Origin of the sequence: Rhodococcus sp. (in: high G+C Gram-positive bacteria), from assembly GCF_049286785.1 — a bacterium.
Taxonomy (GTDB): domain Bacteria; phylum Actinomycetota; class Actinomycetes; order Mycobacteriales; family Mycobacteriaceae; genus Rhodococcus_F.
The window spans coordinates 1-18,263 of record NZ_JBAQEO010000868.1 but is presented as its reverse complement, the minus strand read 5'-3'; the positions used below and the strand labels follow the sequence as shown (position 1 = coordinate 18,263).

Genomic DNA, 18,263 nt, shown 5'->3' with positions numbered 1-18,263 from the left:
AGATTGACCTCATCGACGTACAGAACACCCTGATGAGCGGCCGACAGAAGTCCGGGTTGGAAAACGCGTTCGCCGTCGCGCAGTACCTTCTCGAGGTCGAGTGAACCGACCACACGGTCCTCGGTGGCACCCACCGGCAACTCGACCAGTCGGGCCGGTCGCTCCCCGTCCTCGTGGCGTACGGCGGGAAGAAGGGCCGTGAGGGCACGAACCACTGTCGACTTGGCGGTGCCCTTCTCGCCGCGCACCAGAACCCCGCCGATTCCCGGGTGGACCGCGCACAGGATCAGCGCCAGGCGCAATTGGTCCTGGCCGACGACGGCACTGAACGGGAATAGTGCAGGCTGGTCCAACTCATGCTCGGTGCGCACGTTTGCATCCCTTCACGTCCCGGTTTCCACGCCGAGAACCTTGGCTGGTGCGAATGCCGCGGCGATCTGGCTGGGACCTGTGCGGCGGCCGACGAGCGGCAACCGATCAGGTATCCGTCACAGTGGCGGGACCGCGCCTGGTTCGAACAGGACTTCCCCACGGACATTCACAGTGCACACTAGACGGCGCTCAGCGCTCCGCACTCGACGGGGCGCTCTCCGCCAACTGGTAGGGGGCACCGCCGCCGCGACGCATCGGGACGTGCGGGATGCCGTCCTCGACGAACTCCTCGCCGTCCGGCTTGAAACCGTGCTTGGCGTACATGTCCACGAGGTAGGTTTGCGCGTTGATGCGGCAGGGCGCCGACCCAACCTCCGCGAGCGCGGCCCGCAGGAGGCGGGTGGTGTGTCCCTGCCCACGTGCCTCCCGCGACGTGCAGAGCCGCCCGATCCGGAACGACTTGATACCGGCGTCGTGCTCCTCGAGGAGTCGGAGCGTACTCACCACCCGCCCATCCTGTTCCAACCAGAAATGTCGGGTCTCGGCGAGCAGATCGCGTCCGTCGAGTTCCGGGTACGGGCAGGCCTGCTCGACGACGAAGACCTCCACGCGGAGCTTGAGCAACTCGTAGAGAGTCTTGGTGTCGAGATCGAAAGCCCAGGATCGCCTGAGTGCTGCAGTTGCCGTCATGGGGAAAACCTATCGCACAGCACCGGCGAGCGCGCGTGCCGTCAGACCGCGGCCGACGCCGCGGCCACCTTGCTGGTGTCGAGCTGCAGCACCTTCGTCGTCCAGTCCCACACCTGTGTGAACAGGTCGGTGTCGTCGGTGAGCTTCACGCCCAGCGACGGCACCATTTCGCGGAGCTTCGGCTTCCAGGACTCGTACTGCGTGGGGAAGCAACGCTCCAGGACGTCGAGCATCGCGGGCACCGCAGTCGACGCGCCGGGCGATGCGCCCAGCAGTCCTGCGATGGTTCCGTCCGCGGCATTGACCACAGCCGTGCCGAATTCGAGAACCCCGCCTTTACCCTTGGCACGCCGGATCACCTGGACGCGCTGCCCGGCGGTGATCAGCTCCCAGTCCTTGCCGACCGCCTTGGGAACGAACTCGCTGAGCGTCTCGATGCGCCCGGCCTCGGACTTGGTGAGTTCGCTGATGAGGTACTTGACCAGACCGAGCTCGCTGACGCCCACGCCGAGCATCGACAGCAGGTTGTCGGGCTTCACCGAGCCCGGCAGATCGGTGACGCGGCCCTCCTTGAGGAACTTGGGCGACCAGCCTGCGTAGGGACCGAACAGCAGTCCGGGCCGGCCGCCGATCACGCGGGTGTCGAGGTGCGGCACCGACATCGGCGGAGCTCCGACGGCGGCCTTGCCGTAGACCTTGGCGCGGTGCTCGTCGATCAGCGCGGGATTCGTGCAACGAAGGAACGCGCCGCTGACCGGGAACCCGCCGAATCCCTTGGCTTCCGCGATGCCGGACTTCTGCAGCAGGTGCAGCGCACCGCCGCCTGCGCCGACGAACACGAACTTGGTGCGTACGACCTTCTTCTTGCCGGTACGCCGGTTGGTGACCTTGACCACCCAGCTGCCGTCGGACTGCTTGGTGAGGTCGGTCACCTCGTGACCGAAGTGGACGATTCCGCCCGAGGCCCCGACATAGCCGAGAAGTTGCTTGGTGAGGGCGCCGAAGTCGACGTCGGTGCCGTTCTGGGTCCAGTTCAACGCGATCGGATCGCTGAAGTCCCGCCCCTTCGCCATCAGCGGGAGACGACGCGAGAACTCGTCCTTGTCGTCGATGTACTCCATGCCACGGAAGAGCGGGTGACCGGCGAGCGCGTCGTAGCGAGCACGCAGGTACTTCACATCGGTTTCGCCGTGGACGAAGCTCACGTGCGGGATGGGGTTGATGAATTCCTTGGGCTTGGTCAGCACGCCCTGCTCGACCGCATGTGCCCAGAACTGGCGCGACACCTGGAACTGCTCGTTGACGTTGACGGCCTTCGCGATGTCGACGCTGCCGTCCTCGTTCTGCGGGGTGTAGTTGAGCTCACACAGAGCCGAATGCCCGGTGCCGGCGTTGTTCCACGGATCGCTGCTCTCGGCTGCGACGGCGTCGAGCCGCTCGAACGCGGTGATCGACCAGTCGGGTTGCACCTGACGGAGGATCGCCCCCAACGTCGCACTCATGATGCCCGCGCCGACCAGCACTACATCCGTCTTCGTCTCTACCGCGTTCTGATCTGACACTGGAGAATCGACTTCCTTGTCCATTAGCCGTGTGCGCGCATCCGCCTGCCGTGTTCGCCGCCTAAGGTTACCCGCGCGTACTAGAGAGAATTACCTGCCCCAATTGTGCCCCTCCACGCGCATCCGAAACGCCCACTAGATTGTGATCTGTGACTACTTGGGTTCCCGACGTTCTCGGTGACGGATATCAACAGCTGACCATCCCACTCGGCAAGGACCCCGACGGTGAAGGCGACGTGCGCGCGACGCTCATTCGCTACCAACCGGCCGAGGAGACGAAGAAGACCGGGCGCACCGTCCTCTACGTCCACGGATTCACCGACTACTTCTTCCAGAAGCACCTCGCGGAGCACTTCGCGGAACAGGGTTACGCGTTCTTCGCGCTGGATCTGCGCAAGTGCGGTCGCTCGCTCGATCCGGGACAGACTCCGCACTACGTCTCGAACCTGAGGTTGTACGACGCCGAACTCGACGAGGCACTGCGCGTGGTCCGCGAACAGACAGGCAACGGCGAGGTGCTGCTCGTCGCCCACTCGACCGGCGGACTGGTGCTGCCGCTGTGGCTGCATCGACTACAGAAGAAACCCGGCGGCACGGCCGCGCTCGGCATCAGCGGTGTGATCCTCAACAGCCCGTGGTTCGACCTGCAGGGACCGTCGTATCTTCGCAACGTGGGAACCGTAGCCGTCGGCGCCGTCGGGCGGATCAAGCAGAAGACGGTCGTCCCGAAGACCGCCCTCGACACCTACGGTGCCAGTCTGCACGCGGAGAGCAACGGGATCTGGCACTACAACCTGGATTGGAAGCCGCTGAGTGGCTTCCCCATCACGTTCGGCTGGTTGCGGGCGGTGCGCCGCGGGCACGCGCAACTGCACCGCGGCCTCGACATCGGGGTCCCCGCCCTGATTCTCCGATCCAAGTCCTCCTATTTCGCACCGAGATACGATCCGAAGGTCGATACCGCCGACGCCGTTCTCGACGTCCGGCAGATCGCCCGGTGGGCCGGCTGTCTCGGTGACCGCACCACCATCGTCCCCGTCGAAGGTGCCCGGCACGACGTGTTCCTGTCCTCCGACGGGCCGCGGGCCACCGCGTTCGCCGAGGTGGATCTGTGGCTCGACTGGCTCCACGGACACCGCTCGGCAACCTTTGCGGCAGGCACCGAGTGAAGCACTTCGATCTCGCGATCCTCGGTTCCGGTTCGGGTAATTCCTTGCCCGACGAGCGTTTCGCCGACAAGCAGATCGCGATCTTCGAAGAAGGAACATTCGGCGGTACCTGCCTCAACGTCGGTTGCATCCCCACCAAGATGTTCGTCTACGCGTCGGAGGTGGCGCGGACGATCACGCACGCCGCGAAATACGGTATCGACGCGGAACTCGAGGGCGTCCGATGGCCCGATATCGTCAAGCGGGTCTTCGGCCGGATCGACCCCATCTCCGCGGGCGGTGAGCATTATCGCGCCGAGGGAACTCCCAACGTCACCCTGTTCCGTGGGCACGCCACGTTCGTCGGCCCGCGCACGATCGATATCGGGACCGGCGAACTCGTCACCGCCGACCAGGTCGTGATCGCCACGGGGTCGCGGCCCATCATCCCGGACGTGGTGCTCGAGAGCGGTGCCCGCTATTACACCAACGAAGACATCATGCGCCTGCCCGAACTGCCCGAGCGTCTGGTGATCCTCGGGGCCGGTTTCATCGCCGCCGAGTTCGCGCACGTCTTCTCCGCGCTCGGAACGCGCGTGTCGTTGATCGCCCGCGGCCCACATCTGTTGCGTCATCTCGACGAGGACGTGTCGCGGCACTTCACGGATCTCGCCGAAGGCAAGTGGGACGTGCACCGCAGTCGGACGGTGGCCTCGGTGAGCGAGGACGGGGACGGGGTCGCTGTCGAACTGTCCGACGGCACAGTCTTGTTCGCAGACGCTCTTCTGGTCGCGACCGGCCGGCGCCCCAACGGGGACCTGATCGGAGCGGCTGCCGGCGGCATCGACCTCGACCCCGAGGGACGCGTCGTGGTAGACGAATTCCAGCGGACCAGCGCCGAAGGCGTTTTCGCGCTCGGTGACGTCTCCTCCCCCTACCAGCTGAAACATGTCGCCAACCACGAGGCTCGCGTGGTCCAGCACAACCTGCTGCACGACGCCTGGCACGACACCGCATCCCTGCGACGGACCGATCACCGGTACGTCCCCGCAGCCGTGTTCACCGACCCGCAGATCGCTCATGTGGGTCTGACCGAAGCGGAGGCACGCGAGGCGGGCTGGGACATCACCGTCAAGATTCAGGCCTACGGCGACGTGGCTTACGGCTGGGCGATGGAGGACGACGAAGGCTTCTGCAAGATCATCGCGGAACGCGGTACCGGGCGCCTGCTGGGCGCTCACGTGATCGGCGTCCACGCCCCGACCGTGATCCAGCCGCTCATCCAGGCGATGAGCTTCGGACTGACCGCGCAGCAGATGGCGACCGGCCAGTACTGGATTCACCCGGCACTGCCCGAGGTGGTCGAGAACGCGCTGCTCGGACTCGACGGGCTCGCCGAGTGACGGTCGCGAAATCGGTCGCCCTGTTCGGGGTCGCAGCGCTGTTCGAGATCGGCGGCGCCTGGATGGTCTGGCAGGGTGTGCGCGAACACAAGGGGTGGATCTGGGTAGGTGCCGGGGCGGTGGCGCTGGGCGCCTACGGCTTCGTGGCCACGATGCAACCGGATGCCCATTTCGGCCGGATCCTCGCCGCCTACGGCGGGGTGTTCGTCGCGGGCTCGCTCCTCTGGGGCATGGTGGCCGACGGCTTCCGTCCCGATCGCTGGGATGTGGGCGGCGCCGTGATCTGTCTCCTCGGCATGGCGGTCATCATGTACGCCCCGCGCTGAGTACTTTCCGTTCCCGGCGTGGCGCGCCGGATCACCACGGACTGGTGCGCAGCACGATCTCCGTGGCCAGTTCGGCCGGCGCAGATGCGGGGACGTTGGCAATGCCGTCCAACTGCACGACGCGGAAGTCCGAATACACGAAGCGCCCACTCGCGTCCGCCTCGGCGCGCCGCTCCGGACCACCCACCATGACCGTGGTAGGCAGGTCCACCGGTGGGCAGTCCGATTCGCGCACCACACCCTTCGAATCAGGCACTGCGGGGTGCCCCCGGTCCACGACGACCAGACTGGCGAACCGGCCGAACTGACGGGCTGCCAACCTCCACGCCAGGTCGGCTCCTTCACGGCTGCCGACGAGATTGACCCATCCCACCTTCGCCTCGTCCAGCAGGGTCATCACCGCCGCGTCGTCGAGACCGGTAATGTCCTCGGGGACGATCGTGCGCAGATCAGAGTTGTGCAGGCGATCGCAGACGGCGTCGTAGACGTCCGAACCGTCGCCGGCCCCCGGCAGTAACAGAACGGTGTGTTTGCTGGCGGGTCCGTCGATCCGGACCGTGCAACTTCCGTTTCGCACCGTCACATGCGTCAGTTCCATGGGTAGAAAGTACGCGATCGGCAGAGTCTTGTGCTCACGCCTCCGTGCTGCGGGACGCTCACAGATGAGGGGAATCGGCATGTCGTCACCGCCGGAGCCCCGACGGGCTGTGCTTCCATCGCCGGGCGGAGGCAAACAGATGTCCTGCGGGTCGGGTTTCGGTGGCTTCTGCAACCCCTGGTGCGCAGTACCACCGCGACCAGGGAGCACTCCCGATGACGGCTTGTCTCGAAAGTCCCACACCCGACGAGCAACCGCGGCTTGTCTGTGTTCAACAGCTCAACCCGGATCGGATCGTGGGCAGTCCCGGTGGGATCCCGGCAGCGATCAACACCTCGAGTGCGTCGAGATCGAGGCTCTGCTCGACGAGGTCGGCGAGAACGTCGAGTTGGGAGGCACGCACGGCGGCCACATCGGTGTCCGGGGCGGCCACGAATCCCGTCCTCCCCGAATGCTCCGCGACCTCGGCGAGGAGGAGTCGGCGGAAACGGTCGCTGTCGAGCAGTCCGTGCCAGTGCGTTCCGTATACCGCGCCGCGCACGCTTCCCTCCGCGGCGCCGCTGCTCGCGTGAAGCAGCGGCCGATCGCCACTCCACCGCACACGCCCGTGGTGAATCTCGTAACCCGACACCGGTACTCCGTGGGCGTCGCCGGAGACCTGCGCCAGCACCTTCTCGGTTGAGAACTCCACCTCGAGATCCAGCAATCCGAGCCCCGGTACCGTACCGCGCCCCGTTTCGACGTCGTCGGAGATCACCGAACCCAGCATCTGATAGCCCCCGCACACACCGAGCACCGGCCGGCCCTGCTTCGCGTGTGCGACCACGGCGTCGGCGATGCCGACCCGTCGCAGCCACTCCAGATCGGAGACTGTCGACTTGCTGCCCGGCAACACGATGAGATCCGCATCCTGCAGTCGCGACGGATCGCTCACCCAGTGCACCGACACGCCGGGTTCGCACGCGAGCGCCTCGACATCGGTCGAATTCGAGATGCGGGGCAACCGGATCGCGGCCACGCGCAGCCATTCGCTTCCCACTGGTGGTGCGGGGCGCCCGACGGGGGCGTCGCCGACCACGCCGAGGGAGTCCTCCGCGTCGAGCCACAATTCCTCGCAGAACGGGATCACGCCCAGTGTCGGACGGCCGGTCAGCGCGGCGAGTTGGTCGAGGCCCGGCGCCAGCAACGAGGCGTCGCCCCGGAACTTGTTGACCACGAATCCCGCGATCAGTGCCTGATCCTCGGGCTCGAGCACCGCCACCGTGCCGAACAGATGGGCGAGCACTCCCCCGCGGTCGATGTCCCCCACCACCAGGACGGGAAGCCGGGCCGCCCGGGCAAGGCCCATGTTCGCCAGATCCGTGGCCCGCAAATTGATCTCGGCGGGTGAGCCCGCACCCTCGCAGATCACGACGTCGAATTCGTCTCGGAGGGAGGCGAGTTCGTGCGCGACAACGGAACGGAGGTGTTCGCGGTGCTCGATGTAGTCGCGGGCGCCGACCGTGGTGACCGCACGTCCTCGCACCACGAGCTGGGAGGTCCGATCGCTGCCCGGCTTGAGGAGCACCGGATTGAAACGCACGCTCGGTTCGAGTCCGCACGCGGCCGCCTGGAGTGCCTGCGCCCGCCCGATCTCCCCGCCGTCGAGGGTGACAACGGAATTGTTGGACATGTTCTGCGCCTTGAACGGCGCGACCCGAACACCGCGCCGGGCCAGCATGCGGCACAGCCCCGCGACGAGCACACTCTTACCGGCGTCCGAGGTGGTGCCGGCGACGAGCAGCGCGCCCCCCACGCGGTCGAGATTCAAGGCAGGGTGAGGATCTCGGCACCGGTGTCGGTGACGACGATGGTGTGCTCGAACTGAGCCGTCCACTTGCGATCCCGGGTGACCACGGTCCAGCCGTCGTCCCACATCTCCCATGCGATATCACCGAGGTTGATCATCGGCTCGATGGTGAACACCATGCCCGGTTCGATCACCGTGTCCACCGACGGCTCGTCGTAGTGCAGGATGACGAGTCCGTTGTGGAAGGTGGTGCCGATGCCGTGCCCGGTGAAGTCCCGCACCACGCTGTAACCGAAACGGTTGGCGTACGACTCGATAACGCGTCCGACCACGTTCAGCGCGCGTCCCGGCTTGACGGCCTTGACGGCCCGCATCGTGGCCTCATGAGTCCGCTCCACCAGCAGGCGGTTCTCCTCGGCCACATCTCCCGCGAAGAAGGTCGCGTTGGTGTCGCCGTGCACACCGTCGATGTAGGCGGTGACATCGATGTTCACGATGTCACCGTCCTGGATCACGGTGGAGTCGGGAATGCCGTGGCAGATCACCTCGTTCAACGAGGTGCAGCACGACTTCGGGAAGTCTTTGTAGCCGAGCGTCGACGGATAGGCTCCGTGATCGACCATGTACTCGTGCGCGATGCGGTCGAGTTCGTCGGTGGTGACACCGGGCGCCACAGCCTTGCCTGCTTCTTGCAAGGCCCGGGCCGCAATCCTGCTCGCCAGCCGCATGGCCTCGATCGTCTCCGGCGTCTGCACCCACGGCTCACGGCCCTCGTTCACCGTCGGCTTCCACGCGTACTCGGGCCGCTCGATGCTCACGGGGACGTCGAGGACGGGAGACAGCGTTCCGGGGCGAAGTGCAGTGCGGACAGACATGGCTACCAGATTAGCCCCAGTGTGAGACTGCTTCGCGGCCTACCGCTGACGGAGCACGTACCGCTGCACCTTGCCGCTGGGAGTCTTGGGTAGGTGCGGCACGAAATGGACACTGCGCGGGTACGCGTGCGCGGCGAACTTCTTCTTCACCAGCGTCTGCAACTCCAGTTCGAGACCGCCGGTCCCGGACACACCGTCGCGTAGGACGACGAACGCCTCGAGCACCTCGCCGCGCAGGTCGTCGGGCATCCCGACGACGGCCGCCTCGACGACGTCGTCGTGCATCACGAGCACGCTCTCGACGTCGAAGGGGCCGATGCGGTATCCGGCCATGATGATCACATCGTCGTCGCGGGCCGAGAAGTAGTAGAAACCGTCCTCGTCCGTCTGACCCGCGTCACCGGTGAGGTACCAGCGACCATCGTCGGTGTACCGCTGGGCGGTCTTCTCCGGTGCGTCGATATAGCCGGTGAACCACATCATGGGGCTGTTGTGGGTGTCGATCGCAACACGTCCCGGGGTACGAAGCGGCGCGACGGTATCGGAATCGTCCTCGAGCACCGCGCACGTCCAGCCCGGGAGCGGCTTGCCCATCGAACCCTCACGGACGCCCTCACGCAGCCCGTCCGCCCACGCATTGGCGATGAACATGCCGTGCTCGGTCTGCCCGTAATGGTCACGGACCAGCACGTTCAGGTTGGCCGTCGACCACGAGATCACGTCGGGTGTGAGCGGCTCTCCCGCCGACGAGGCGCAGCGCAACCGCACGCCCGCCGGGATCGGAGTGGGATCGGCACGCAGGCTGCGGTACACCGTCGGCGCCGCCGCGAAATTGGTGACGCCGAAACGTTCCATCACCTTCCACGTCAGCGGAGCGGAGAACCCGGCGTGCAGGAGGATGCTGCGGGTTCCCGCAGCCAGCGGAGCGAGCAACGCGTAATAGAGGCCGTACGCCCACCCCGGATCGGCGGCGTTCCAGAACACGTCGTCCTTACGGACGTCCAGGCCGAACTCCTGATAGGCATGGAACGACGCGAGAGCCCGCAGTCGTACCGGCACCCCCTTCGGGGTTCCGGTGGTCCCGCTGGTGAACAACTCCACCAACTGTCCGTCGCCACCCACGGACACCGCCTCACCACGGACGTCACCCGGCTCGTACGCGGCCACGAGGTTCGCGAACTCCAGCGTTCCGGAATCGGGAGCGACACCTCCGGCGACCACCACCTGCCACGGCGCATCGACCGGCATGTCCTCGCCCGGGGCCAGCTTGTCGAGCTGGTTGGCGTCGGAGATCACAATCTTCGCCCCGCTCGCCGCAAGCCTGAAGGCGATGGCCGGCGGGGCGAAGGCTGTGAACAGCGGCACATGAACCGCACCGCGACGCCAGATCCCGAGCAGAGCGACGACGAGGTCCGCCGACTTGCCCATCAAGGTCGCGACGTGGTCGCCGGGCTCCACGCCGAGGTCCGCGAGTGCCGCGGCGAACCGTGTCGACCGGTCCCGCAGGTATCCATACGTCAGATCCGTCGACGTCAGATCCGCCTCGACGACAGTGAACGCCACATCGTCCGCGGGGTGCCGGTCACACAGCAGGTCTGCTGCGACGGCCGTCGGCGTGTCGTACTGATCGAGCAGTTCACGCACCCGGGCGGTGGGCTGGACGGTCATGCGTACTCCTTGGGTCTCGCGGGCAGGTCACGGTCGGGCCGGCACCCGACTTCGGTACCGTTATGATTTAGCTCACAGACGTCTTCCGCTACCCCCGGAAAGGGGTGACCGACTTGGTTGCTCGCACGCCATCGCTGTTGCGTCCCCGGGACGGGGATGCGCTGAGGGGTGAGCTGCGTACGATCGCCGCTCGCGGCATTGCCCCGGTGGTGTTCGGCGGCGAGGTACACGACGACACCCTCCGCCTCAGCGAATTCGTCGGCACGCGCACGAACAATCTCGCGGGTCTGTCCGTCCCGGCACGCTCGGGACTGGGCGGCCGGGCGGTGGCGCAACGCACACCTGTCGCCGTTCAGGACTACGGATCCGCCCGGAGCATCACGCACCAGTACGACCGGCCGGTTCTCGGTGAGGGGCTGCGCTCCATCCTGGCGGTACCCGTCGTGGTGCAGGGTTCCTCGCGTGCAGTCCTCTACGCCGCGATCCGCGACTGCGCACCGATCGGCGATCGGACCACCGACCTCGTGGTCGCGGCCGCACGCCGGCTCGGGACCGAGATCACGATCCGTGACGAGGTCGATCGTCGGCTCGCCATGCTGGACATCCGCGAGGTGAACGACGGCAACGGGGCCACCACGGAGGAACTTCGCGATATTCACGCCGAACTGCGGAGCGTGGCGCAGGCGGTGTCCGACCCGTCGTTGCAGGCCCGGCTCCGCAGCCTGTCGGAACGTCTCGTCGGCGTTCTCCGTCCGGCGTCGGCCACCGCAGCCGTGCACCTCACACCCCGCGAGATCGACGTACTGTCACAAGTGGCACTGGGGTGCACCAACGGCGAAGCTGCACAACGTCTCTCGGTGGGTCCTGAAACGGTCAAGAGCTATCTGCGCAGTGCCATGAGCAAGCTCGACGCACGGTCGAGGCACGAAGCGGTGGTCACGGCGCGCAGGCTCGGCCTCCTCCCCTAGCACCGGCGCTGGGGCGACCACGGTCACCCCGATCGGGGAGCGAACGGTCAGTACCCGTCGGGAAGCGCCACGAACATGTCACGCGTCACGGCGACCGCGTTGTCGGAACTCCCGCCGCGCACCACGAGGGTCGCGAATGCCATGTCGCCGCGGTAACCGACGAACCAGGCATGCGATCCGCCTCCGACCTCGGCTTCGCCGGTCTTGCCGTACACCTCGCCCTGGTCGGAGATCCGGTCGGCGGTACCACTGGTGACCACCAGTCGCATCATTCCCCGCAATCCGTCCACCATCTCGGGAGTGATCTGCGGGTGGTCGCCCTCGATCGTCGTCTCGCGGCCCGCGATCAATCGTGGAACCGGTGTCGAACCGTGTGCGATCGTCGCTGCCGCCAGCGCCATCCCGAAAGGGCTGACAACCACCTTGCCCTGCCCGAACCCGTCTTCCGTCCGCTGAACCAGTTCCTCGGCCGGTGGTACCGACCCCGAATCGGTGGGCAGTCCCACCACCGCGTAGTCGGGTCCGATGCCGAACTGCGACGCCGCGACGGTGAGCGCGTCCGGCCGCAGCTCGCTGGCCAGTTTGGCGAAGGACGTGTTGCACGATCGGGCGAACGCCGTCGCCATCGGAACCGTGCCGAGCGCGAACTCGTTGTAGTTCGGCACGCTGCGCTCACCTATCACGATGCGACCGGGGCACGGCACCATGGTGTTCGGAGTGGCGATGCCCGACGAGATCGCCGCACCCGCCGTGATGATCTTGAAGGTCGAGCCTGGTGGGTAGAGACCTGTCAGGGCTACCGGACCGTCCCTGTCCGCAGCCTTGTTCTGCGCCACGGCCAGGACTTCGCCGGTCGACGGTTTGATCACGACCATCATGGCTTGGTCTGTTCGCGCGTCGACCGCGTTCTGGGCGGCCACCTGGATCGGACGGTCCAGACTGATCGAGAACGACGGGGACGGCTGAGGCGGTGTCTCGGTGAGCACGTCGGTGTCGACGCCGTTCTGATTGACGGTAACCACACTCCAGCCGGCCTTGCCGTCCACCTCGTCGATCACCGTCTTCTTCACCTGGCCGACCAGGTCGGGGGCGAAGTTGCGGTCGGTGGCCACGAGGTCGGCTTCGTCGGAGACGCTGACGCCGGGCAGGCTGCCGAGATATCCGGCGACCTGCTCGTAATCGTCCGACCGCAGGCGGGTGACAAGATAGTCGCCCTTGACCGCGGTGGCGGATTCGGCGATGGACTGCGCGGTGAGCGTGTTGTCGAAGGCAGCGAGCACAGACGCCAGCGCCTGGGACGTCGAGATCACGTTCCCCGACTCCGCCGCATCGAACGTGACGCGATAGACGACGCCGGGGACGAGTACGTCCGACCCGGAGTGTTCGTTGACGCGGGCGCGGGGGGCGGCGGTGGCCCGCAGCGACATCGCTTGCCGGTCGCCGAGCCGGGGGTGGATGTTCGTCGAACTCCAGCGCACGGCCCAGGTTCCGTCCCGGCGTCCCATCTGGAGCTCACCGGAATACGTCCAGACCCGGTTTTTCGGGAGATGCCATTCGTACGAGTAGCCGACAGTTGCCGTGTCGCCACTGACCTTCACGCCGGTCGTCTCTGCGTCGAGGGACTCGGCCTGCAGCGACTCCCAGGCCGATGCGAGCGCGTCGCGCGCAGGCTCGGGCCGATCCGACAGTTCGGCGGCCTGCTCGACATCTCGTTCGGCGAACGCGGTGAGGAATGCCTGTGCCGCCGGCTCGGGGCCGTCAGGTTTGGGCGTGCACGCGGTGAGAACCACCGTCAGCACGGCGGCCGCACACAGGGCGACCGCCTGCACGACGCGTAACCGAGGTAAGGGCCGAGGGTTCATCGCCGCCCATGTTATGTCGGCGAGACCCGCCGACCCGGTAGGTGGGCAGCGAGTCAGTCCAGGAGAATTGTGGCGAACGTCGCCACCTGACTGAACCCGATGCGCGCGTACACACTCCGGGCCACCGTGTTGAAACTGTTGACGTAGAGACTGGCGATGCGCCCCTCGGCCATCACGGACTCCGCGACCGTCGCCGTCCCTGCAGCTCCGAAACCGTGACCCCGGTTCTTCGGATGCACCCAGACGCCCTGGATCTGCCCGACACGGGACGACACGGAGCCGACTTCCGCCTTGAAGACCACGTCACCGTCCTCGAATCGCGCCCACGCCCGACCGGCCGCGATGAGATTGGCGACCCGTCGGCGATATCCGCGTCCCCCGTCGTTGGCGCGGGGATCGATGCCGACCTCTTCGATGAACATCGCGACCGCAGCCGGGAGGTACTGCTCGAGTTCGTTCATGCGGACCTGGCGGACCTGAGGATCGGGTCGGCAGAGCGGAGGACTCGACAGGGCCAGCAACGGCTGATCGTTGCGCACCTCCCGGGCCGGACCCCAGTCGAGTTCGAGCATCTCCCACAACGGCAGGGTGAGTTCGGACCGCCCCACCAACGACGAACACATCCGCGGGGTGCGGCAAGCCCGGTCCGCGAACGCCCGCATGTCGTCGAGACTTCCGCGTAACGGCACCAGATTGGCACCGGAAAAACACAGTGATTCGAGGGGACCCCCACGACTCCACAACTCGCCGTGAATCATCCGCGGATCGATACCGCACTCCTCGATGCGCGCGGCAACCATGCAGGTGGCAACGGGATCTTCGTCCAGAACACGGAGCACCTGTGCCGTGTCCCGACCGCTCAACTGTTTGGCGCCAAGGAGCTTGAGCATCTACCCAACCTGTCAATTAGTGGTTCTGCCCAACAGATTGCCATGAAGTCGTCTGGAAGGGGAGACGTTTGGGGCCAGGTACTCCCGCTCCGTCAGCTGACCGTCACGACGGGAGACCCGGAGGTGGAATCCCCCTCCATCTCCTCTGCGATGCGCATCGCTTCCTCGATCAGGGTCTCGACGATCTGGGCTTCGGGCACCGTCTTGATGACCTTGCCCTTGACGAAGATCTGACCCTTGCCGTTACCGGATGCGACGCCCAGATCGGCCTCGCGGGCCTCGCCGGGACCGTTCACGACGCAGCCCATGACCGCTACGCGCAGCGGGATCTCCATACCCTCGAGTCCCGCGGTGACCTCGTCGGCGAGTGTGTAGACGTCCACCTGGGCGCGGCCACACGAGGGGCAGGACACGATCTCGAGCTTGCGTGGCCGCAGATTCAGCGACTGCAGGATCTGCGTGCCCACCTTGATCTCCTCGGCGGGGGGAGCGGACAGGGACACCCGGATGGTGTCGCCGATCCCCTCGGCGAGCAGCGCCCCGAACGCCACCGCCGATTTGATCGTCCCCTGGAAGGCGGGACCGGCCTCGGTCACACCCAGGTGCAGCGGGTAATCGCACTTCGCGGCGAGCTGACGGTAGGCCTCGACCATGATCACCGGGTCGTTGTGCTTGACGGAGATCTTGATGTCGCCGAAGCCGTGCTCCTCGAACAGGCTCGCCTCCCACAGGGCCGACTCGACGAGCGCCTCCGGCGTCGCCTTGCCGTACTTCTGCATCAGGCGCGGGTCGAGGGACCCGGCGTTGACGCCGATGCGAATAGGAATGCCCGCGTCGCCGGCGGCCTTCGCCACCTCCTTGACACGTCCGTCGAACTCCTTGATGTTTCCGGGGTTCACCCGCACGGCCGCGCAGCCCGCCTCGATGGCCGCGAAGATGTAGCGCGGCTGGAAGTGAATGTCGGCGATGACCGGGATCTGGCTCTTCTTCGCGATCGTCGCGAGCGCGTCGGCGTCTTCCTGCCGCGGACAGGCGACGCGGACGATGTCGCACCCGGAGGCAGTGAGCTCGGCGATCTGCTGCAACGTGGCGTTGACGTCGTGTGTCTTGGTGGTGCACATCGACTGCACGGAGACGGGGAAGTCGCTGCCGACACCGACTGTTCCGACCTGGATTTGTCGGGTCTTGCGACGGGGTGCGAGAACGGCGGCCGGGCCTTCGGGCATACCCAATCCGACAGGGCTGGTCACGTGGGGTGCCTTCTTTCGTAGCTTCAGGTCGAGTCTAGCGATCACTGAAAGAGCTGGATCGGGTTCACTATGTCCGCGGTCAGCGTCAGCAGCATGTATGCGCCGCCTATGACGATCACCACATAGGTGACGGGGAGCAGTTTCATATAGTCGACCGGTCCCCCGCGCGCCAGTCCCCGCCGCGCCCGGAACCAGTCGCGGATGCGTTCGTAGAAGGTCACCGCCATGTGCCCCCCGTCCAGCGGAAGCAGCGGCAGCAGGTTGAACATGCCGAGGAAGAAATTCAGGCTCGCCAGCAGCAGAACGAATACCTGCCAGAGTCCCCGCTCGGCGATCTGACCGCCCACCACGCTCGCGCCGTACACGCTGATCGGCGTCTCGGGATCACGCTCACCACCGGTCACCGACTCCCACAGGTCGACGGCCTTGCTGGGCATCTGCACCAAACGCTCGGCGGTCATCGTGAACATGTCACCGGTGAAGGCCACGGAAGCAGGGATCCCGGATAGCGCGTTGTACTGCGTCGGCAGGTAGTAGTCGGGCCCGACGCCGACCGCGCTCACCGTCCTGGACGTCTTCTCCCCGGTGGTGTTGTCGATCACGTAACGCTGCACCTGCTGTGGCACCACCGTCACCGTCAATTCCGAACCGTCACGCTCGATCGTGTAGTCCACCGGGCCGGTCTGCTTCTGCGTCTCCGCCTGGAACTCGGCCCACGTGTCGACCGGCGCACCGCCGACCGCAGTCACGACGTCGCCGCGCTGCAGTCCCGCCTGCTGCGCCGGGCCCTCCCCGGTGCAGGGTGAGACCTTGCCGTCAGCGGTCTGCGTCGCGGGAGCGCAACTCATGTCGCCGAGCGCGGTCGCGGGTGGGGTGTCGAGATTGGGCAGACCCCACCCGAGGGCGAGGATGTACACCAGCACGAGTCCGAGGACGAAGTTCATCGCGATGCCGCCCGACATCACCGCGGTACGTCGCCACGTGGACTTCTTGTACATCGCGCGGTCTTCTTCGTCCGGCGCGAGCTCGTCCATGGCCGTCATTCCGGCGATGTCACAGAACCCGCCGAGCGGGAGCGCCTTCAGCCCGTACTCCGTCTCACCGCGACGGAAGGAGAACACCTTCGGGCCGAAACCGATGAAATACCGGCGCACCTTCATGCCGGTGGCCTGCGCCACCCACATGTGACCGGCCTCGTGAAGCGCGATCGACAGCGCGATCCCGAGAGCGAAGAGAACAACGCCCACTGCGAACAACATGCAGTTCTAGCCTTCCTGCTTCACGAGCTGACGGGCCCGCTCCCGTGCCCAGCCGTCGGCGGCCAGTACATCTTCCACGGTAGCCGGTGGCGACGACCACTCGTCGGCACCGGACAGCACCTCGGCGACGGTCCGGACGATCGCCGGGAATCGGATGATCCCGTCCAAGAATGCCTGAGCTGCGACCTCGTTGGCGGCGTTGTAGACCGCGGTGAGGCATCCACCTGCCCTTCCCGCGTCTCTCGCAAGGTCGACCGCGGGGAACACCTTCGTGTCCAACGGCTCGAACTCCCAGGTGGCAGCGGTGGTGAAGTCGCAGGCCGCAGCGGCTCCAGCGACACGGTCGGGCCAGCCGAGAGCGAGAGCGATGGGCAGCTTCATGTCGGGCGGGCTGGCCTGCGCCAGGGTGGACCCGTCCGTGAACGTCACCATCGAGTGCACTATCGACTGCGGATGGACGGTGACGTCGATCTTGTCGTAGTCGACGCCGAAGAGCAGGTGCGTCTCGATCAGTTCGAGTCCCTTGTTGACGAGAGTCGCTGAATTGAGCGTGTTCATCGGCCCCATCGACCACGTCGGATGAGCGCCTGCCTGCGACGGGGTCACGTTCTCGAGGGCTTCGGCACTCCAACCGCGGAACGGGCCGCCCGACGCCGTGAGCACGAGCCTCGCGACTTCTCCCTCGGTGCCGCCACGCAGGCACTGCGCAAGAGCCGAATGCTCGGAGTCGACGGGAACGATCTGGCCGGGCGCGGCGGCGGCGGTGACGAGGGCCCCGCCGGCGACGAGCGACTCCTTGTTCGCGAGAGCGAGCCGGGCACCGGATTCGAGTGCAGCGAGCGTCGGTTCGAGTCCCAGCGAACCGACGAGTGCGTTGAGCACCACGTCCGCCTCGGTGGTCCGCACCAGGTCGGTGACCGCGGCGGGACCACCGAGTACCCCCGGATGACCCAGTGACGCGGCGGCCCCTGGATCCGCGACAGCGACGGCGGAAACACCGGTTTCCCGAATCTGCCGGGCGAGCAGTTCGATGTTGCCGCCACCCGCGGCGAGCCCGACGACGGCGAACTTGTCCGGGTTGGCGGCAATCACCTCCAACGCCTGGGTACCGATCGAACCTGTGCTGCCGAGCAGCAGAACGCGGGTGGGGCTGGTTTCATCCACGCACCCATTGTTCCTGATCCGGTTGTTTCCCCGGGAATGCGGCGCCGCAGACGGCCCCACTACATACGACGGCCGGTCGTATGTCACCATATGGCGAGTAGCGCAACCGAATCTGCAGGAGGATCGATCGTGGCCGGTACCCAGTTGGAGCCCTCGTCCAGCGACCCCGTCGTCGCCGCACACGTCGACACCGCCGAGGTTCCGTCGGCCGCGTGGGGCTGGAGTGGTGAAGCTCCCAAGACCTTCCGATTCTTCGGCTGGTTCTTCGCCGTGTTCCTGCTGCTCATGATCATCGGAAACCACACCGGACGCGTCGAGGACCTCTGGCTCGTGGGGCTCGCCGTCGCAATGGCCGCCATCCTCGTTCGCGACATCATCAGGCGACGCAAGCCGCGGTAACCGCCGCCCGCACCATCACCTACATCGAACCCCTCGTGCC

Annotated in this window: 17 protein-coding genes; 5 read left to right on the top strand and 12 right to left on the bottom strand. The window is 66.4% G+C overall.

The genetic code is table 11. The features are described 5' to 3' along the window. The 3 genes from WAW17_RS31000 to mqo all read right to left on the bottom strand — a co-directional run. Nucleotides 1–371, bottom strand: a 371-nt coding sequence (locus WAW17_RS31000) for an AAA family ATPase (RefSeq protein ID WP_422336664.1), incomplete at its 3' end; no start/stop codon positions are given. Nucleotides 372–561: 190 nt separating this feature from the next. Further along, entirely contained in the window at nt 562–1,062 is a 501-nt protein-coding gene (locus tag WAW17_RS30995; protein WP_422336663.1) for a GNAT family N-acetyltransferase, read from the bottom strand. A gap of 41 nt (nt 1,063–1,103) precedes the next feature. Next, a complete protein-coding gene (gene mqo, locus WAW17_RS30990; protein ID WP_422336662.1) occupies nt 1,104–2,648 on the bottom strand; it encodes a malate dehydrogenase (quinone) in 1,545 nt (514 codons plus the stop codon). 125 nt (nt 2,649–2,773) lie between these two features. On the opposite strand from mqo, the gene WAW17_RS30985 reads away from it, so the two are divergent. Genes WAW17_RS30985 through WAW17_RS30975 form a run of 3 tightly spaced genes read left to right on the top strand, consistent with a single transcriptional unit; the run spans nt 2,774 to nt 5,501 of the window. Beyond that, nucleotides 2,774–3,793: an alpha/beta hydrolase gene (locus WAW17_RS30985; RefSeq protein WP_422336661.1), complete on the top strand. Its 1,020-nt coding sequence runs from the start codon at nt 2,774–2,776 to the stop codon at nt 3,791–3,793. After that, nucleotides 3,790–5,175 carry a mycothione reductase gene (gene mtr, locus WAW17_RS30980; protein WP_422336660.1) on the top strand — a complete coding sequence of 462 codons (1,386 nt, stop codon included), beginning with the start codon at nt 3,790–3,792 and terminating at the stop codon, nt 5,173–5,175. Before WAW17_RS30985 ends, mtr begins: the two co-directional genes overlap by 4 nt. Beyond that, entirely contained in the window at nt 5,172–5,501 is a 330-nt protein-coding gene (locus WAW17_RS30975) for a YnfA family protein (protein WP_422336659.1), read from the top strand. The genes mtr and WAW17_RS30975 overlap by 4 nt, the downstream gene beginning before the upstream one ends. A gap of 31 nt (nt 5,502–5,532) precedes the next feature. Here the strand turns inward: WAW17_RS30975 and WAW17_RS30970 are convergent, their stop codons facing one another. The 4 genes from WAW17_RS30970 to WAW17_RS30955 all read right to left on the bottom strand — a co-directional run bounded on the left by WAW17_RS30970 (nt 5,533) and on the right by WAW17_RS30955 (nt 10,431). Beyond that, entirely contained in the window at nt 5,533–6,099 is a 567-nt protein-coding gene (locus tag WAW17_RS30970; RefSeq protein WP_422336665.1) for an alpha/beta fold hydrolase, read from the bottom strand. Between the two features lie 271 nt (nt 6,100–6,370). Beyond that, nucleotides 6,371–7,894: a cobyric acid synthase gene (locus WAW17_RS30965; protein WP_422336658.1), complete on the bottom strand. Its 1,524-nt coding sequence runs from the start codon at nt 7,892–7,894 to the stop codon at nt 6,371–6,373. Nucleotides 7,895–7,905: 11 nt separating this feature from the next. After that, on the bottom strand, nt 7,906–8,763 hold the full coding sequence (gene map / locus WAW17_RS30960) for a type I methionyl aminopeptidase (protein ID WP_422336657.1): 858 nt from the start codon (nt 8,761–8,763) through the stop codon (nt 7,906–7,908). 39 nt (nt 8,764–8,802) lie between these two features. Next, nucleotides 8,803–10,431 (bottom strand): AMP-binding protein, encoded by a 1,629-nt coding sequence (locus WAW17_RS30955; RefSeq protein ID WP_422336656.1) that lies wholly within the window; start codon nt 10,429–10,431, stop codon nt 8,803–8,805. A gap of 104 nt (nt 10,432–10,535) precedes the next feature. On the opposite strand from WAW17_RS30955, the gene WAW17_RS30950 reads away from it, so the two are divergent. Further along, nucleotides 10,536–11,399, top strand: coding sequence for a LuxR C-terminal-related transcriptional regulator (locus WAW17_RS30950; RefSeq protein ID WP_422336655.1), 864 nt, complete (start codon nt 10,536–10,538; stop codon nt 11,397–11,399). Between the two features lie 47 nt (nt 11,400–11,446). Here the strand turns inward: WAW17_RS30950 and WAW17_RS30945 are convergent, their stop codons facing one another. The 5 genes from WAW17_RS30945 to dxr form a co-directional block, all read right to left on the bottom strand. Further along, complete coding sequence (locus tag WAW17_RS30945) at nt 11,447–13,261, bottom strand: penicillin-binding transpeptidase domain-containing protein (RefSeq protein ID WP_422336654.1); 1,815 nt, start codon at nt 13,259–13,261, stop codon at nt 11,447–11,449. 53 nt (nt 13,262–13,314) lie between these two features. Next, nucleotides 13,315–14,151 (bottom strand): GNAT family N-acetyltransferase, encoded by an 837-nt coding sequence (locus tag WAW17_RS30940; protein WP_422336653.1) that lies wholly within the window; start codon nt 14,149–14,151, stop codon nt 13,315–13,317. 92 nt (nt 14,152–14,243) lie between these two features. Continuing rightward, the gene (gene ispG, locus WAW17_RS30935; RefSeq protein ID WP_422336652.1) at nt 14,244–15,401 is read right to left on the bottom strand and encodes a flavodoxin-dependent (E)-4-hydroxy-3-methylbut-2-enyl-diphosphate synthase; all 1,158 of its coding nucleotides are present in this window, start codon (nt 15,399–15,401) and stop codon (nt 14,244–14,246) included. 41 nt (nt 15,402–15,442) lie between these two features. Beyond that, nucleotides 15,443–16,660, bottom strand: a complete 1,218-nt coding sequence (locus WAW17_RS30930) for a M50 family metallopeptidase (RefSeq protein WP_422336651.1) — start codon at nt 16,658–16,660, stop codon at nt 15,443–15,445. 6 nt (nt 16,661–16,666) lie between these two features. Continuing rightward, nucleotides 16,667–17,824 carry a 1-deoxy-D-xylulose-5-phosphate reductoisomerase gene (dxr, locus tag WAW17_RS30925; RefSeq protein WP_422336650.1) on the bottom strand — a complete coding sequence of 386 codons (1,158 nt, stop codon included), beginning with the start codon at nt 17,822–17,824 and terminating at the stop codon, nt 16,667–16,669. A 129-nt stretch (nt 17,825–17,953) separates the two neighbouring features. Between dxr and WAW17_RS30920 the strand changes: the two genes are divergently transcribed. Further along, nucleotides 17,954–18,223 carry a DUF2631 domain-containing protein gene (locus tag WAW17_RS30920; protein WP_422336649.1) on the top strand — a complete coding sequence of 90 codons (270 nt, stop codon included), beginning with the start codon at nt 17,954–17,956 and terminating at the stop codon, nt 18,221–18,223. The last annotated feature ends 40 nt before the right edge of the window (nt 18,224–18,263 follow it).

Coding starts and splice junctions, on each gene's coding strand:
- WAW17_RS30995 (WP_422336663.1), bottom strand. CDS start 1,062: ATGACGGCAACTGCAGCACTCAGGCGATCCTGGGCTTTCGATCTCGAC.
- mqo (WP_422336662.1), bottom strand. CDS start 2,648: ATGGACAAGGAAGTCGATTCTCCAGTGTCAGATCAGAACGCGGTAGAG.
- WAW17_RS30970 (WP_422336665.1), bottom strand. CDS start 6,099: ATGGAACTGACGCATGTGACGGTGCGAAACGGAAGTTGCACGGTCCGG.
- map (WP_422336657.1), bottom strand. CDS start 8,763: ATGTCTGTCCGCACTGCACTTCGCCCCGGAACGCTGTCTCCCGTCCTC.
- WAW17_RS30955 (WP_422336656.1), bottom strand. CDS start 10,431: ATGACCGTCCAGCCCACCGCCCGGGTGCGTGAACTGCTCGATCAGTAC.
- WAW17_RS30945 (WP_422336654.1), bottom strand. CDS start 13,261: ATGAACCCTCGGCCCTTACCTCGGTTACGCGTCGTGCAGGCGGTCGCC.
- WAW17_RS30940 (WP_422336653.1), bottom strand. CDS start 14,151: ATGCTCAAGCTCCTTGGCGCCAAACAGTTGAGCGGTCGGGACACGGCA.
- WAW17_RS30930 (WP_422336651.1), bottom strand. CDS start 16,660: ATGTTGTTCGCAGTGGGCGTTGTTCTCTTCGCTCTCGGGATCGCGCTG.